Annotated in this window: 10 protein-coding genes; 1 reads left to right on the top strand and 9 read right to left on the bottom strand. The window is 63.6% G+C overall.

What is annotated here, in order from left to right; all coding sequences use genetic code 11:
• Positions 1–65 precede the first annotated feature (65 nt).
• From C0V82_RS25835 to C0V82_RS25820, 4 genes are all read right to left on the bottom strand, one after another.
• On the bottom strand, positions 66–1,571 hold the full coding sequence (locus C0V82_RS25835) for a tryptophan halogenase family protein (protein ID WP_102115332.1): 1,506 nt from the start codon (positions 1,569–1,571) through the stop codon (positions 66–68).
• A gap of 145 nt (positions 1,572–1,716) precedes the next feature.
• On the bottom strand, positions 1,717–3,231 hold the full coding sequence (locus C0V82_RS25830; protein WP_102115331.1) for a tryptophan halogenase family protein: 1,515 nt from the start codon (positions 3,229–3,231) through the stop codon (positions 1,717–1,719).
• Positions 3,228–4,661 carry a tryptophan 7-halogenase gene (locus C0V82_RS25825; RefSeq protein ID WP_102115330.1) on the bottom strand — a complete coding sequence of 478 codons (1,434 nt, stop codon included), beginning with the start codon at positions 4,659–4,661 and terminating at the stop codon, positions 3,228–3,230. The genes C0V82_RS25830 and C0V82_RS25825 overlap by 4 nt, the downstream gene beginning before the upstream one ends.
• Positions 4,658–6,190, bottom strand: coding sequence for a tryptophan halogenase family protein (locus C0V82_RS25820; protein ID WP_102115329.1), 1,533 nt, complete (start codon positions 6,188–6,190; stop codon positions 4,658–4,660). The genes C0V82_RS25825 and C0V82_RS25820 overlap by 4 nt, the downstream gene beginning before the upstream one ends.
• Positions 6,191–6,415: 225 nt before the next feature.
• Here C0V82_RS25820 and C0V82_RS25815 point away from each other — a divergent pair, with 225 nt between their 5' ends.
• Positions 6,416–9,805, top strand: a complete 3,390-nt coding sequence (locus C0V82_RS25815; RefSeq protein ID WP_158660233.1) for a TonB-dependent receptor — start codon at positions 6,416–6,418, stop codon at positions 9,803–9,805.
• 65 nt (positions 9,806–9,870) lie between these two features.
• Here C0V82_RS25815 and C0V82_RS25810 read toward each other — a convergent pair whose 3' ends face one another.
• The 5 genes from C0V82_RS25810 to C0V82_RS25790 form a co-directional block, all read right to left on the bottom strand.
• Complete coding sequence (locus C0V82_RS25810) at positions 9,871–11,514, bottom strand: 2-oxo acid dehydrogenase subunit E2 (RefSeq protein ID WP_158660232.1); 1,644 nt, start codon at positions 11,512–11,514, stop codon at positions 9,871–9,873.
• Entirely contained in the window at positions 11,507–12,520 is a 1,014-nt protein-coding gene (locus C0V82_RS25805) for an alpha-ketoacid dehydrogenase subunit beta (protein WP_102115326.1), read from the bottom strand. The genes C0V82_RS25810 and C0V82_RS25805 overlap by 8 nt, the downstream gene beginning before the upstream one ends.
• A 14-nt stretch (positions 12,521–12,534) precedes the next feature.
• On the bottom strand, positions 12,535–13,503 hold the full coding sequence (locus C0V82_RS25800) for a thiamine pyrophosphate-dependent dehydrogenase E1 component subunit alpha (protein WP_102115325.1): 969 nt from the start codon (positions 13,501–13,503) through the stop codon (positions 12,535–12,537).
• Between the two features lie 180 nt (positions 13,504–13,683).
• Positions 13,684–14,979: an aromatic ring-hydroxylating oxygenase subunit alpha gene (locus C0V82_RS25795; RefSeq protein ID WP_102115324.1), complete on the bottom strand. Its 1,296-nt coding sequence runs from the start codon at positions 14,977–14,979 to the stop codon at positions 13,684–13,686.
• Between the two features lie 16 nt (positions 14,980–14,995).
• Positions 14,996–15,757: an SDR family NAD(P)-dependent oxidoreductase gene (locus tag C0V82_RS25790; protein WP_102115323.1), complete on the bottom strand. Its 762-nt coding sequence runs from the start codon at positions 15,755–15,757 to the stop codon at positions 14,996–14,998.
• Between the last annotated feature and the right edge of the window lie 39 nt (positions 15,758–15,796).

Below are 15,796 nucleotides of genomic sequence, written 5' to 3'. Positions count from 1 at the left end.
GGTCGTCTCCATGACCAGAAAACTGGTCAAACTCTAGCGCGAAACCGAGGAGGATGAAACCCCCCTCACGCCCCGCAATGCTGCCGGATGAACTCCCGATGCGTCGGCATGTAATCGGCGGAATTGCTGATCGCGTCCTTGATATGGGCCAGCCGCGCCTTGGTTTCCTCCAGGCTCAGGATATTGGCGACGGGGTCATACCCACGCGGCACCATCAATTGGCCCAGCATGACAGCGAACCAGCTGGTGTCGTTGAACAGCTCTTCATTCTCCCGGAAGGTCCGGCCATGGGCCAGGAAGACATCCATCTTTTCCTGCAACCGCTCCGGCACGGGCATGGTGCGGCAATAGTTCCAGAAGGGGCTGTCGTCGCGTTCGGTGGCCTTGTAATGCAGGATCAGGAAGTCGCGGATTTCGGCATATTCGGTGGTCAGGATGCGGTTATAGCGGTCGCGGGTGACGGGGTCGAAATCCAGGTCCGGGAACATGGCCATGAGGCGCGACAGGCCCGACTGGATCAACCAGATCGAGGTTGATTCCAGCGGTTCAAGGAAGCCCGAGGACAGGCCGATGGCGACCACATTCTTGTCCCACATCTTCCGCCGGTGCCCCGTCTGAAATGGTACAAAGCGCGGGTCGGCCAGCGGCTTGCCATCCAGGTTGGAGAGCAGGACCGATACCGCCTCATCATCGCTCATATACTCGGAGCAGAAGACGTGGCCGTTGCCGATCCGGTGCTGCAACGGGATGCGCCATTGCCAGCCGGCGGCCCGCGCGGTGGAGCGGGTATAGGGCGTCATGGCCTCCGTCCCCTCGCATGGGACCGCGACGGCCCGGTTACAGGGCAGGTGGTGGGACCAGTCGGCATAACCGGCCTTCAAGGTGCCTTCGATCAGCAGACCCCGGAAACCGGAGCAATCGATGAACAGGTCACCTTCCACCTTCGTGCCGTCAGCCAGTTCGACGGATTGCACAAAGCCGGTTTCGGGATGCTGATGCACGCGGACGATCTTGCCCTCCCGCCGCACCACGCCCCGCGCCTCGGCAAAGCCGCGCAGATAGCGGGCATAGAGACCGGCATCGAAATGGAAGGCATAGGCGATTTCCGACAAAGGCGAGCGGCCGGCATTGATGGCGCGCATGAACTTGCCGCGCGCGCTGGCCACGGCCTGCAAGGACCAATCCTCGATCCGGTCCACCAGCCCCGCCTGTTTCAGGCGCAGCCAGTAGGCGTGAAAGGACACGCCTTCCATATGCAGGCCGATATGGCCGAACGGGTGGAAATAGGTATGACCTTTGCGGCCCCAATCCACGAATTGGATGCCCAGCTTGAAACTGCCCTTGGTGGCGCGCAGGAACTCATCCTCATCGATGCCCAGCATGCGGTTGAAGGTCGCCATCTGCGGGATCGTCGCCTCGCCCACGCCGACGATCCCGATCTCATCGCTTTCGACCAGCGTGATCTCGGCATAATCGGGCCCCAGGATACGGGCGAAGGTGGCGGCACTCATCCACCCGGCGGTGCCGCCGCCAACGATGGTGATGCGGCGGATACGGCGGTCGCTGCTCATGGCTTCCTCGCGGGGGTATAAGTTAAGGGGCATGGAACATGGCCCTTAAAGGCCGGCGACCGCCGGCCCGCGACCCCATGGTCGCGTAAGCCAAGGCGGCGGATGCCGCCGCCCGGCGCTTGAGGGAACGTAAAACGATCAAGCGTCATGTCCCATGACCCTTGATCATGCGGGCCAGGAAGTCGCCATGGCCCGGCATGGCGTCGGCGGCGCGGGCAAAGACGGCGCGCAGACGGTCCAGATTATGGCGGACAAGGCCGGGATCAATGGTGTCAACCAGCGGGTCCCAGCGTTCGGGGATCACCCCCTGGCCCAGCAGGACGGCGACCCAGCTATTATCGCTGAACAGCTCATCCTCAAACCGGAACAGCCGGCCACAGGCGCGGAACAGGTCGATCTTCTGCCGCAGGCTGTCGGGGATATCCATCGCCGCCGCGCGTTGCCAGAAGGGTTCGGGGCGGTCGTTGGCGACATAGTGCAGGATGATGAAATCCCGTACCTGTTCGAACTGCATCGCGGACAGCCGGTTATAGGCATCCTCATTGGCCGGGTTGAAGGACCGGTCCGGGAACAGGGCCAGCAGCTTGGAAATGCCGGCCTGGATCAGGTGGATCGAGGTGCTTTCCAGCGGTTCCAGGAACCCCGACGCCAGCCCCAGCGCCACGCAATTGCGGTTCCACATCTTGCGCCGCCGCCCCGTGGTGAAGCGCAGTGGGCGGGGATCGGCCAGCGCCGGGCCTTCCAGATTGGACAGAAGCGTGTCGGCGGCCTGTTCGTCGGTCACGAACTGACTGCAATAGACATAGCCATTGCCGGTGCGGTGCTGCAATGGGATGCGCCATTGCCAGCCGCCGTCCCGTGCGATGGCGCGGGTATAGGGTTTGGGCGGGCCGATAGTGGCCGACGGCACGGCCAGCGCGCGGTCGCAGGGCAGCCAGTGCGTCCAGTCTTCGTACCCGCTGTTCAAGGCTCCTTCGATCAGCAGGCCGCGAAAGCCCGAGCAATCGATGAACAGGTCACCCTCCAGCCGCCGCCCATCGGCTAACACCACCGCCTCAATGAACCCGTCCGTGGCACGCAACGGCACCGATGCCACCTTGCCCTCCACCCGTTTCACCCCCCGCGCCTCCGCATAGCGGCGCAGATAGGCGGCATAAAGCCCGGCATCGAAATGATAGGCGTAGGTGATCTGGGACAGGACCGACGAAGGGTCGGCCACAGGCCGGGCGAATTTCTCCCTGTTCGCCATGGTGGCGCAGAGATTGTAATCATCAATGCCGCTGGCCAGCCCCTGTGCGTGCAGCTTCAGCCAGAATTGGTGGAACTTCACCGCCTCCATATCAAAGCCGAAGGACCCGAACGGGTGCAGGTAACGGGGGCGTGCCGTGGTCCAGCCTTCAAACGCAATGCCCAGTTTCATGCTGCCCTGGGTCTGGGACACGAACTCGTTCTCGTCCAGGCCCAGCAGGGCGTTGAATTGCCGGATGGGGGGGATCGTCGCCTCCCCCACGCCGACGGTGCCAATCTCGTCGCTTTCCACCAGGGTGATGCGCGTCGCACCATTGGCCGACAGGCGCGACAGGGCGGCGGCGGCCATCCAGCCGGCGGTGCCGCCGCCGACAATGACGATCTGGCGGATGGGATCGGGGCTGCGCGTCATGGGGTCCCTCCCAGCAACTGGGCCAGGGCCTGGGCATGGAGTGGCATCTCCCCCGCTGCGCGCAGCAGCACCCCGCGCAGCCGTTCCAGATGGGCCATGATCTCCCCGTCGCTCAACCCATTGGCCTGCACATCACACCGCCGCGCCCGGATACCGGCATTATCCATCAGATTGATCCAGTCGGGCCGGTCAAACAGTTCCCCATCATAAAGCGGGATGCGTCCCCGGCTTTCGTACAGGGACAGTTTATGGGCCAGCGGGTCGGGCAGGTCCATGGCGCGGGCCGCGTCCCAGAAGGCTTCACCCGTCCGGCCATTGGCCTTGTACCGCAGGATCAGGAAATCGCGCGCCCGCTCCGCCTCTTCCACCGCCTGCCGGTTGAACGATGCCGCCTCCGGCCCGGTGCTGGGGGAGACGGGATAATGTGACAGCAGGCGGCGTATGGCGGCGATCAGCAGGGCAAGCGCCACACCGCCGACGGGGTCCAGCAGGCAGGATGCTGCCCCCAGGAAGATTGTATTGCCGTCCCAGGCCCGGTCCCGCCGCCCGCTGCTGAAGTGGCCCGGCCCGCTGCCCAGCCGCGTCACAATGGCCCCCCGGCGCAGGGGAATGCGGCGGGTCCAGCCGGTGGCATCGGCGCTGTGCAGCGCATAAGGCGGGGGCGGACCGTCGGTCGCCGCCGGTTCCACTGCGAACCGGTCACAGGCCAGCCAGTGCCGCCAATCGTGCCAGCCATTGCCAGGGTCGGCCAGCAGGGCACGCGCACCGGTGGCGTCAATGAACAGATCGCCCGGCACTGCACTGTCATCGGACAGGATAAGAGCATCGACCTTTCCCTCCCCATCCCGCCGCACATGCGACAGCGGGGTCGGGGACAGGCGGGCACCGGCGACCAGCGCCTGGGCCTTGGCCAACTCCGTCAGACCGCGCAGATCGGCAAAACCGCCGGGGGCCAGGGTGGACAGGACGGAACGCGGATCAGGCGAGGGCAGGGCGAAACGTTCGGCCTGTGCGGCCAGGGTTGCCAGCGAATAATCCGTCATCCGCACCCGCGCACCCGCCGCGCGCGCCCGCCAGATCAGATGATGGAAGGGGACACCCCGCAGTTCCGCGCCCGTCTGCCCGAATGGCAGAAAGCTGACCGATCCCTGTCCTTCCCAGCCCTGGAAGGCGGTGCCCAGGCTGAACCCGCCGCCGCCCGCGCGCATCACGTCCGCCGGGGTCACGCCCAGCAGCGCCGACAGCCCCTCCACCCCGCCGGGCAGCAGGGGGGCGGCAGGTCCGAACGGGTCCAGACTGTCATCGCCGCCGGGCAGGGGGATGATGGTCACCGACCCGCCGCGCCCCGCATGGTTGCGGGCAATGGATGCTGCGGCCAGCCAGCCGGCAATGCCGGCCCCGGCAATGACAATATCGTGCAGCGGCTTCATGCCGGCACCTGCGCCTTGTACCGGGACAGGATCTCGCCATGGGCCGGCATGCTGGACGCCGCCCGGCGGCAATTCTCCGCCTCCATGGCGATCAGCCGGTCAATCTCCGCATCGGGCACCAGGGCGGCGCGCGGGTCCACCTGATCCGGCAGGATGTTCTGGCCCAGATAGACGGCGATCCAGCTGGGTTCCAGGAACATGCCGTCGCGGTACAGGGTTACGATGCCGCGTTCCTTGAACAGGTCCATCTTGGTGGCCAGACTGTCGGGAATGGCCATGGTGCGGCAATGGTTCCAGAAGGGCGTGTCGTCGCGCTGGGTCGCCACATAATGCAGGATGATGAAATCCCGCACCCGTTCATATTCCAGGTCCATCAGCCGGTTGAACTCCACCGCGTCCAGCGGGTCCATATCCCGGCTGGTGGGGAACAGGTCCAGCAGCCGGCCAATGCCCAACTGGATCAGGTGGATCGACGTGCTTTCCAGCGGTTCCAGGAACCCCGCCGACAGGCCGATGGCGACGACATTACCCACCCATTGCCGTTTGCGCTTGCCCGTCGTGAAGCGCAACCGCCGGGGCGTCGCCTGTGGCGGGTGGTCCAGTTGGGCCAGCAGCGCCTGTTCGGCGGCGTCATCAGTGATAAAGCCGCTGCAATAGACATGGCCGTTGCCGGCCCGGTGCTGCAACGGGATGCGCCACATCCAGCCGGCATCGCGGGCCGTGGCGCGGGTATAGGGGGCAGGGGGGGCATCATTGGCGCAGGGCACCGCGACCGCCCGGTCACAGGGCAGGAAATGCGTCCAATCCTCATACCCCGTCTTCAAGGCCCCCTCGATGATCAGGCCGCGAAAGCCTGAACAGTCGATGAACAGATCAGCTTCGATTCGTTCCCCATTCTCCATGGTCACGGCCTGAACATGGCCGTCGGCGCTCACGGACACGTCGCGCACCTTGCCCTCTGTCCGTACCACGCCCCGCGCCTCTGCGTATGAACGCAGGTAAGCGGCATAAAGGCCGGCATCGAACTGATAGGCATAGGAGAAGGTGGAGAAAAAGCTGTTCGGGTCGGGCGAGGGGTGGCCGAAACGGCCCAGGCGCGCCGCCTGAATGGGCAGGGATACGGCATCCAGTCCGCCCGCCGGCACGCGGCCGGCGCGGCGCGCGCGGGTCCAGTGATGATGGAACGGCACGCCGCCAATATCACGGCCAAAGGCGGCGAAGGGATGGATATAGGCATCGCCCTTGCGGCCCCAGTCCCGGAACTCGATCCCCAGTTTGAACGTGGCCTCGGTGCGCGACATGAAGTCGGCCTCGTCAAAGCCCAGACTGGCGTTGAAATGCCGGATATGGGGAACGGTCGCTTCGCCCACCCCGACGGTCCCAATCTCCGCCGATTCCACCAGCCGGATGGAAACCCCCGTCCCCGCCAGCTTCGCTGACAGCGCTGCCGCCGTCATCCAGCCGGCCGTACCGCCGCCGACAATGAGCACCGATACCGGAGATTGCGTATTTGTATTATATAATTTCATTATTCCTCCCATTACTGTGAATGTTAACGCTCACGTCTGTAGGGCGTCAATGTGTGTGCGCCGCGAAAGTAGTTTTGCTGCGCCGCAATAACAGCAAACACTTTTTTGTTAGCCCTAACATAAGAACCCTTGACGTTGGGTCGGGTCCTGACTACCAATTATTCTTGTTCAAAGCGCAAATCCAAAAATGCTAGCGCTAACATGGGAGGAATGGGGATGGGTGTTATGGATCGCCCCCGGAAGGGGTTGCGGCGGCGTCACGTCTTTGGCCGGACGCTGCAAGGTGGGGTTTCCATCGCGGCGCTGTGCGCCATCGCGACGGTCCTGCCGGCACAAGCCCAGCAGAATCAAAATGATACGCCCGTAGGTGGGCAGACCCCGGCACCAGTCGCTTCTTCCGTGACCGGAAATGACAGCGCTGTTCTGGTAGCCCAGGCCGCGACGCCTGCTGCTGATGGTTCTCTGGAAGAGATCATCGTCACCGGCTTCCGCAAGTCGCTGCAAAGCGCGCAGGAGATCAAGCAGAACGCCGACAGCATCGTCGACAGCGTAACTGCCGAAGATATCGGCGCGCTGCCCGACCGGTCGGTAACCGAAGCCCTGCAGCGTATCCCCGGCGTGTCCATCAACCGTTTCGCCGCCGGCGTGGACCCTGACCATTTCTCGGTCGAAGGTTCCGGCGTGGTGGTGCGCGGCCTGACCTATGTCCGGTCCGAATTTAACGGTCGTGAGGCATTCAGCGCCAATAATGGCCGCGCTCTTGGCTTTGCTGACGTGCCGTCCGAACTGATGGGCGGCGTGGATGTGTTCAAGTCACCGACCGCCGACCGCATTGAAGGCGGCATCGCCGGCGTCGTTAACCTGCGCACCCGCAAGCCGTTCGACAGCGCCGAGCGCATGCTGGCCGCGTCCGCCGAAATGTCCTATGGCGATTTCGTGAAGAAGACGGCGCCCACAGGCTCCATCCTCTATTCCGACCGCTGGGATACCAAGATCGGTGAGATCGGCATTCTGGGCAGTGCCGTGGGTTCGCAGCTGAAGACCCGCGCCGACCGTTTCCAGCTGTCCAGCTTCCGCGTCCGCAATCTCTATTCCAACGGCGACGTGGTCCAGAACCCCGACGGGCAGCCGGCGGCCACCATCACCGATCAGGTCCTGTTCCCGCGCGGTGCCGTGGTCGGCACGCAGGAATTCGACCGCCGCCGTTACGGCTATGCCGGCGCCGCGCAGTGGCGCAGCCCCGACAATTCGATGGAGGCCGTGTTCACCTTCCTGCGCTCTGACAGCCGTCAGGCCTGGACCGAACATGCCGTCGAAATCGCCACCGACAACGTTGCTAACAATGGCGACAGCCGCCGCGTGCCCGGCACCACGCTGGAATTCGACAGCTCCGGCATGTTCGAAAGCGGTGTGATCACCGGCCCCAATGGCTGGCGCGCCGATCAGAATACCGGTTCGGCCCGCGTGCCGATCAGCGGGTTGCAAAGCAACAATATCCGCCGTGACCATGATGAAAAGCTGGTCACCGACGATTACGGCTTCAATTTCCGTTGGGACGCGACAGAGAATTTGGGCGTCAATTTCGACTATCAGCATGTGAAGTCGAAGACCTGGATCATGGATAATGGTCTGTGGACCTCCAGCTACCAGGATGTCGCCATCGACATGAATGGCGGCAAGGGTTACCCGACCGTTGAATTCCGGGCACCGCAGGTCTGCTCCGGCCCCGCCCAGAACTATACGACGGGCTGCTCCGGTGCCATTGGCACCGCCAATAATCCCAGCTATTTCGGACCGGGCCACACGACTTTCGCCGATCCGTATAATGCCTTCTATCGCTCCGCGATGGACCATATCGAAGACAGCGACGGCAATTCCGACGCCGCCCGCATCGACTTCGATTACAAGATGGAAGATAGCAGCTTCTTCAAGTCGGTGCAGGCGGGTTACCGCTATGCCGACCGGCGTCAGACGGCGCGCTTCTCCACCTATAACTGGGGTCGTCTGTCGGAACAGTGGGGCAATGATGGCCCGGTCTGGCTGACCGATCCGGTGGACAATGTCGTCGGCGGCACCGGTGGCACGGCCCCGACCCAGTTTGAGAACTTCACCTATCCGAAATTCTTCCGGGGCAAGTTCCCCGACCCGCTGCTGGGTCAGGGCCGCGTGTTCTATTCCGGCAATTCGGTGAAGGATTATCAGGCCTATATCGCCTATGCCGGTGCCATCAACCGCGAATGGGAACCCACCGTCACGGGTGCCGATGGCGTGGTGCGCAATGGCGGCTGGAACGCGCTTGGCAACCGTGCGGGCGTCATTGCCGGCACGCCCTTCCTGCCGGGTGAAATCAACCCGATCCGGGAAGAGAACAATGCCGGCTACCTGCTGACCAAGTTCGATACCGACTTCAAGAATGGCTGGAACCTGAGCGGTAATGTCGGTGTCCGTTACACGACGACCGACCGCACTGCCGACGGCTTCCTTGCCTTCCCGACGCCCAGCTCCGCCTTCCCGACGGATGCCGCCTGTACGCAGGCGATTGCCGAAGCCGCCACCAGCGGTCAGGCCATCCCGGCCTTCTGTACCTTTACGCCGGCGGTCCGGGCCCAGGCGCGGGCCTATACCAACAACGCCCTGACGCCCAGCAGCGTGAAGATCAATTATGATTACTGGCTGCCCAACCTGAACATGAAGCTGACCGTCGATGACGGGGTGCAGTTCCGTGCGTCCTATTTCAAGGGCGTGGCGCCGCCTTCTACCGGCCTGACGCGTAACTTCTTCAACGTCAACCTGAATACGGTTCAGAATGTCGATGCCAATGGCAACGCCATTGTCGGCAGCTACCGCCTGCAGGGTGAGTTCAACGCCGGCAACCCGTATCTGCGCCCCACCACCGCCGACAATTATGACCTGACGGCGGAATGGTACTTCTCCAATGTCGGTCAGTTGACGGGTTCGCTGTTCTACAAGCGCCTGAAGGGCGTGTTGACCAACAGCACGGTCCGGTACCCGCTGACCAACAATGGCGTCACCTTCGACAGCATCGTCACGACGCCGGTGAATGCCGACGAAGACGGCAAGATCAAGGGCTTCGAAATCGCGTATCAGCAGACGTACGATTTCCTGCCCAGCTTCCTGTCGGGCATCGGTCTGCAGGCCAACTATACCTATGTCGACAGCAAGGGCGTGCCGCAAAGCACCCTGTCTGAAACCGACCCGGATGTGGGTGCCGGCCGTGTGACGACGGTGGACATGACCAAGCTGCCGTTGCAGGGCCTGTCGAAGCATCAGTTCAACATCACGCCCTTCTGGGATTACGGCCCGATTTCCGCCCGTATCTCCTATTCCTGGCGTTCGGACTTCGTACTGACGATCCGCGACGTGATCTTCCCCTATGACCCGATCATCAATGAATCGGGTGGTCAGTGGGATGCGTCGTTCTTCTACAGCTTCAATGACAATTTCAAGCTGGGTGTTCAGGGTGCCAACCTGCTGAACCAGGTCACCAAGACCTCGGCGGTGGTGACCGGCCCGGATGGTGAGAATGTCAAGGTGCCGCGCGGCTGGTACATGAACGACCGTCGTATCACGGCTGTCGCCCGCTTCACCTACTGATCCTCTTACTTCTCTCCTCAAGGCCTTGGGCGCTGTCGTGGCACGCGACAGCGCCCATTTTTTATCTACAGCACCAATCCGATCGGGTCTTCCAGCCGCCGGCCCAATGCTGCCAGGAACTTTGCCCCCAGCGCGCCATCGACGGCGCGGTGGTCACAGGACAGGGTCAGGCTCATCACGGAGGCGAATGCCACCCCGCCCTCCGCCGTCTCCCGTGCTTCCCGCCTTGTGGTGCCGACGGCCAGGATGGCGCCCTGCGGCGGGTTGATGATGGCCTGGAACTGGCGGATGCCGAACATGCCCAGGTTGGAGATGGTGAAGCTGCCGCCGCTGATATCCTCCTTGGCCAAGGTGCGCTTGCGCGCCCGGTCGGCCAGATCGGCGGCCCTGGCCCCGATGGCCCAGGGGTCAAGCCTGTCAGCCCCCCGCACCACGGGCGTCAGCAGCCCGCCGTCGACCGCCACGGCGACGGAGATGTCGGCGGATCGGAACCGCCTGATCCCATCGTCCGCCCAATGCACATTGACATCCGGTACCTCCATCAGGGCCAGCGCCGCCGCCTTGATCAGCAGATCATTAACCGACAGTTTGCGCGGGCTGCTGGCGCGTGCATTCAACTGTTCGCGGAAGGACAGCAGCGCATCGACGGTCACGTCGGAGGTCAGATAGAAATGCGGGATATTCTGCTTGGCATTGACCAGGGCTGTGGCAATGGCCCGGCGCATGCCGGTGACGGGCAGCAGATCATAGGCGGGAACCTCCGCCGTCGGCACCGTGGCCCGGTCGGCGGCGTCGCGCACATCCTGCTTCGTGGCATGCCCCTTCGGCCCCGTGGGTGTCACGGTGGACAGGTCCACCCCCAGATCCCCCGCCAGCTTGCGCGCTGCCGGCCCGGCGGCGGGGGAGGGGGTGGCGACCTGGGCCGGTTCGGATATCAGGCCGCGCGCCTTGGCTGCCGCCTGTACATCGGCAAGCGACACGCGACCACGCGCGCCCGTACCCTTGATGCCATGCAATGTCATGCCCAGCTTGCGCGCGATTTTCTCCGCGATGGGGCTGGCATGGGGTTCGGGGCCGGTGGGCACTGGTTCCGGTGCAGGGGGGACCGGGGCAACGGTGCCGCGCGCGGCGGCAGCCTTCTCCACATCCTCCTGACTGATCCGCCCCTTCTGCCCCGTGCCGGTCAGGCTGGACAGATCGATCCCCAGCTTGTTGGCCAGCCGCCGCGCCAAGGGGCTGGCATGCGCCGCCTCGTTGCGGGCGGCCAGGATGGCGGGGTCGAGGGGGGGAGAAACGGGGACGCTGCTCTTTGCCGCCTCCCCCCGCCCACCTTCGTCATCCCGGCTTTCGCCGGGATGACGGGGAGAGCTTTGGGAAGCGACCGACCCCTCCTCCTTCGGCTCAAACGACACATCAATGGGCTTGTACCCGGCCACGAACGCATCAATGGCACTGTCCGGCACCGACGCATCGGCCAGAACGGCGATCAGCGCGCCGACCGGCAGCACATCGCCCGGCTGGGCCAATTGCCGGCGCAAGGTGCCGCCAACCTCCAGGTCCAGCGTATTGACGATCTTTTCGGTTTCGATATCGACCAGCTCCGTGCCCTTCTCGGCGCTGGCACCGACCGCCAGATGCCAGGTAGCGACGGTACCTTCCGACATTTCGATGCCCCATTTGGGCAGGGTGATCGGGTGGATCTCAGCCATCGGCCAGCACCTTGCGAACAGCGGCCTCGATCTGTGCGGGGCCAGGGACATAGGCGCGTTCCAGTTCGCGGGCGAACGGAACGGGCGTGTGTGGGGCGGTGACGATCTGGATGGGGGCCTTCAGGTCGCGGAAACCCTTCTGCGCCACGATGGCGGCGATGTCGGATGCGACGGAGCAGCGCGGCGGGCTTTCATCCACCACGACCAGACGGCCGGTGTTCGACACGCTTTCCAGGATCGTCTCCTCGTCCAGCGGGCTGGTGGTGCGCGGGTCGATCAGGTCGCAGGTAATGCCGTCGGCATTCAGCTTTTCCAGCGCCTTTTCCGCGAACGGCACCATGCGGCCAAGGGCCACGATGGTGGCGTGATCGCCTTCGCGCACCAGGGCAGCTTCGCCGAACGGGATCATGTAATCGCCGTCCGGCACCTCGCCCTTGCGGCTGTACAGCGCCTTATGTTCGAAGAACACGACCGGATCATCATCGCGGATGGCGGTCAGCAGCAGGCCTTTGGCGTCATAGGGGTTGGACGGCACCACCACCTTCAACCCCGGCACCGCCGTCATGAAGGGGTAGATGGTCTGCGAATGCTGGGCGGCACAGTTCATGCCGGCCCCGAACGACATGCGGATGACCAGCGGCGTGCGCGCCTTGCCCCCGAACATGTAACGGAACTTGGCGGCCTGATTGAAAATCTGGTCCATGGCCACGCCGACAAAATCGGCGAACATCAGTTCGGCCACGGGGCGCAATCCCGCCAGCGCCGCGCCATTGGCGGCCCCGATGATGCAGCTTTCGGAAATGGGCGTGTCAATGACGCGCCCCTCACCGAACTTGTGGATCAGGCCCTTGGTCACGCCGAAAATACCGCCGGCGGCGTCGCGCTGACCCGATGTGCCGCCGGCCCCGCCGGACACATCCTCGCCCAGGACGATGACGCGGGGGTCGCGGGCCATTTCAAGATGCAGGGCCTCGTTCAGGGCCTCGCGCATTGTGATGACGGGCATCGAACCTCTCCCGCTCAATAGCTGATATAAACGTCGGTCAGCACGTCCGCCGGCACCGGCGGGGCGGCTGACTTCGCGGCGATGGTCGCGGCATCAATCTCGGCCAGGACCTCGGCATCGATGGCGTCCAGCGTGGCACCGTCGATCAGGCCCGCCTCGGTCACCCGCGCGCGGAAGCCTTTCAGGCAGTCGCTCTCTTCCCGGAACTTCTCCACCTCGCCCTTGGCGCGGTAATTCTGGGGGTCGCCCTCGAAATGCCCGAAATAGCGGGTGCAGGTGGCATAGACCGCCGCTGGCCCGCCGCCCGTGCGCGACACTTCCAGCGCCTGGCGCATCGCCTCATACACGGAGAAGAAATCAAAACCATCGGCGCGGAAGACGGGGATGCCGAACCCCTCCACCCGGCGGCCCAGGTCCTGGCCCGCCAGGGCGTAGGCGGCCCCGGTATGTTCGGAATAGCCATTATTCTCGAACACGAAAATCTTGGGCACCTTCAACACGGCGGCCATGTTCAGGGCTTCCAGCACCGTGCCCTGGTTGGACCCGCCATCGCCGGTAAAGGACACGGCGACATGGCCCTCACCGGCCAGCTTGGCGGCGATGGCGGCGCCCACGGCGATGGGCGGGCCGCCGCCGACAATGGCGTTGGCACCCAGCATACCCTTGTCCAGATCGGCAATATGCATGGACCCGCCCTTGCCCTTGCACAACCCATCGGCACGTCCATAAATCTCCTTCATCATGCCGCCGACATCGCATCCCTTGGCGATGCAATGGCCGTGGCCGCGATGGGTGGACGCGATCCAGTCCTTGTCCGTCAGATGCTCGCACACCCCCACCGCCACGGCCTCCTGACCGGCATAGAGATGCGTGAAGCCCGCGATCTCCCCGGTGCGGTTCTCGATATGAAGCCGCTCCTCGAACTCGCGGATGGTGCGCATGCGCCGATAGGCCTGAAGCAGGGCGTCACGGTTGAGCTGCATGGGTTGGTTCCTTGGAGAAAGGCATCTTTGACTATCCCGATCTTCCCGTCATCCCGGCGAAAGCCGGGACCCAGGGGCTACAGGAAAGAAGCTTAACGCTGCGTCCAGCGACGCTGCTGATAGGTGGGGCTTTTGGCCCCTGGGTCCCGGCTTTCGCCGGGATGACGAAGTGGGGGGCGTTTATGGCGCTTCCCCCACCCCATAAACATAATCATCAATGACCTTGTGGAAGTGCCGGATGCGCAGTTCCTGGTCGCCCAGCCACAGGCCGGGGAAGCCTTCGGATTGCATGCCCAACTGCACGCCGGGCAGGTTGTACGCATCCTGGTCCAGCACCTGACCCAGCGACTTCTCCCCATGCCGGTAGAAGCGATGTTCGGGTCGTTCCGGCTTTTCCTCCCCCTGTTTCAGCAGGCGGAAATTCTGCAGGTCGTAGAACATCTTGTTGGGGTCGGTCGGGTGCGGGCGCTGCCGGAACAGCATCAGGTCGTCGGCATGCACGTTCAGCGTGATGTTGGGGAAGATCAGGTAATGATAATCATCGGTCAGCTGGTCATCATTCAGGTCCGAATAATCGAAACCCTGTGACGCCCCATTCTCCCGCTTCCATTTCTGCACGGCCAGCCGCACTTCGCGTGTCTTACCGTCGAAATCTGCCGGGTCCATGCCCGCCTGTTTCATGATCAGGCGGATCAACGGCGGAATGTCCGACGTTTCCTTCACGCGCGGGCTGGTGGTGGCGAACGGCACCAGATAGCGGCTGTGCCGGTCGTAGCAGTCGATCTGGATATCCAGATCATCGAGGTAATAGAGCAGCTGCGGATGGATGCCCTGCACATGGTAGCTCTCGTTGAACGCATCAACGGACGCTTTCCAGTTGCAGTCCCATTCAATGGTCCAGTCCCGCGTCATCGCCATACGGTCGAAATGGTACGGGTCCAGATGCTCCGGGATGACGCCCAGGAAGTCGCGCAGCGGCTCTGCCTGCTTGTTCAGATTATACCAGACAAAGCTGCCCCAGGTGTCGCACGGCACCTCCGGCAATCCTTGGCATGGCGTGCCCTGCGGGAAGGTCTCCTTGTCCGGGATACGGACAAAGTCACCATCCAACCCATATTCCCAATGATGGTAGGCGCATTTGAAACTCTTCAACTTACCGATGCCCGGCGGGACCAGCCGGTTGCCGCGATGCTGACAGACATTATAGAAGGCGCGGATCGACATATCGGCCTGACGGACGATCAGGATCGCCTCGCGCCCGATCTCCGTACAGACATAGTCGCCCGGTTCCGGGATATCATCCTCGCGGCAGCCCATCAGCCAGCTGCGTTTCCACATCCGCTCCCATTCCAGTTTCATGAAATCGGGGCTGGTGTAGCGCTCCTTGGCGATGATGGCGTGGCCCAGCTGCGGGTCCGGGGCCTTCTCGATGGGGGTGCGGGTGAAATCACCCGGCTTGACCCGTTTGATCGGCATGACGCGCACCCTTGGATCAGAAATGGACGCCCTTTGTATATCCACCATCAACGATCAGGTGGGTACCATTGATCCAGCTGGCCGCCGGGCTGGCCAGGAAGGCGACGGCCTTGGCCACTTCCTCGGCACTGCCCATGCGGCCGAACGGATGGGCGGCGATGGTGGCGTTATAGAAATCGGGCTGTGAGGTCTTGATCATGTCCCAGGCACCGCCTTCCACAAAGATCGGGCCGGGCGACAGGGCGTTGAAACGGATACGCCGTTTGCCATGGAACTGGCCCAGCTGCTTGGAGTAGGTGATCAGGCTGGCCTTCAGCGCATTATACGCCATGGGGGCCGCGAATGTTTCGATGGCGTTGGTGGAGACGATGAACACCACCGACCCCTCGCCGGATTTTTTCAGGAACGGCACGGCGGTTTCAACCGCGCGCACCGACCCCATCACATCCACCTCAAAATTGCGCTGCCAGTTCTTTTCACTGTCCATGCCGGCCCCGCCGGACACGTTGGGGATCAGGATGTCGATACCGCCCAGCTGCTCGCCAGCCTTGGCAATCCAGGCCTTGTAAGCCTCCCCATCGCGGACATTCACGGCCTCGCCCACGGCATTGACGCCCTTGGCGCGAAGCACGGCCAGCGTCTCTTCTACCTCTTCGGCGGTGCGCGAACAGATGGCGATATCGACGCCTTCATCGGCCAGCGTCTCAACGATCTTGCGCCCGATTCCCTTGGTCGCACCCGTGACGACGGCCTTCTTGCCCTTCAGACCCAGATCCATTTGGCTTTCCCTCCCTCTCCATCGCGGGCCTTGTCGCCT

Origin of the sequence: Niveispirillum cyanobacteriorum (genome assembly GCF_002868735.1) — a bacterium.
Taxonomy (GTDB): Bacteria; Pseudomonadota; Alphaproteobacteria; order Azospirillales; family Azospirillaceae; genus Niveispirillum; species Niveispirillum cyanobacteriorum.
The sequence above is the reverse complement of the archived record's forward strand: the minus strand, read 5'-3'. Positions and strand labels throughout refer to the sequence as shown.

What these genes read in the sequence shown, in the direction of transcription:
- C0V82_RS25805 (WP_102115326.1), bottom strand. Translation starts at nt 12,520, where the DNA reads ATGCCCGTCATCACAATGCGCGAGGCCCTGAACGAGGCCCTGCATCTT.
- C0V82_RS25815 (WP_158660233.1), top strand. Translation starts at nt 6,416, where the DNA reads ATGGATCGCCCCCGGAAGGGGTTGCGGCGGCGTCACGTCTTTGGCCGG.
- C0V82_RS25830 (WP_102115331.1), bottom strand. Translation starts at nt 3,231, where the DNA reads ATGACGCGCAGCCCCGATCCCATCCGCCAGATCGTCATTGTCGGCGGC.
- C0V82_RS25835 (WP_102115332.1), bottom strand. Translation starts at nt 1,571, where the DNA reads ATGAGCAGCGACCGCCGTATCCGCCGCATCACCATCGTTGGCGGCGGC.
- C0V82_RS25820 (WP_102115329.1), bottom strand. Translation starts at nt 6,190, where the DNA reads ATGAAATTATATAATACAAATACGCAATCTCCGGTATCGGTGCTCATT.
- C0V82_RS25790 (WP_102115323.1), bottom strand. Translation starts at nt 15,757, where the DNA reads ATGGATCTGGGTCTGAAGGGCAAGAAGGCCGTCGTCACGGGTGCGACC.
- C0V82_RS25810 (WP_158660232.1), bottom strand. Translation starts at nt 11,514, where the DNA reads ATGGCTGAGATCCACCCGATCACCCTGCCCAAATGGGGCATCGAAATG.
- C0V82_RS25825 (WP_102115330.1), bottom strand. Translation starts at nt 4,661, where the DNA reads ATGAAGCCGCTGCACGATATTGTCATTGCCGGGGCCGGCATTGCCGGC.
- C0V82_RS25800 (WP_102115325.1), bottom strand. Translation starts at nt 13,503, where the DNA reads ATGCAGCTCAACCGTGACGCCCTGCTTCAGGCCTATCGGCGCATGCGC.
- C0V82_RS25795 (WP_102115324.1), bottom strand. Translation starts at nt 14,979, where the DNA reads ATGCCGATCAAACGGGTCAAGCCGGGTGATTTCACCCGCACCCCCATC.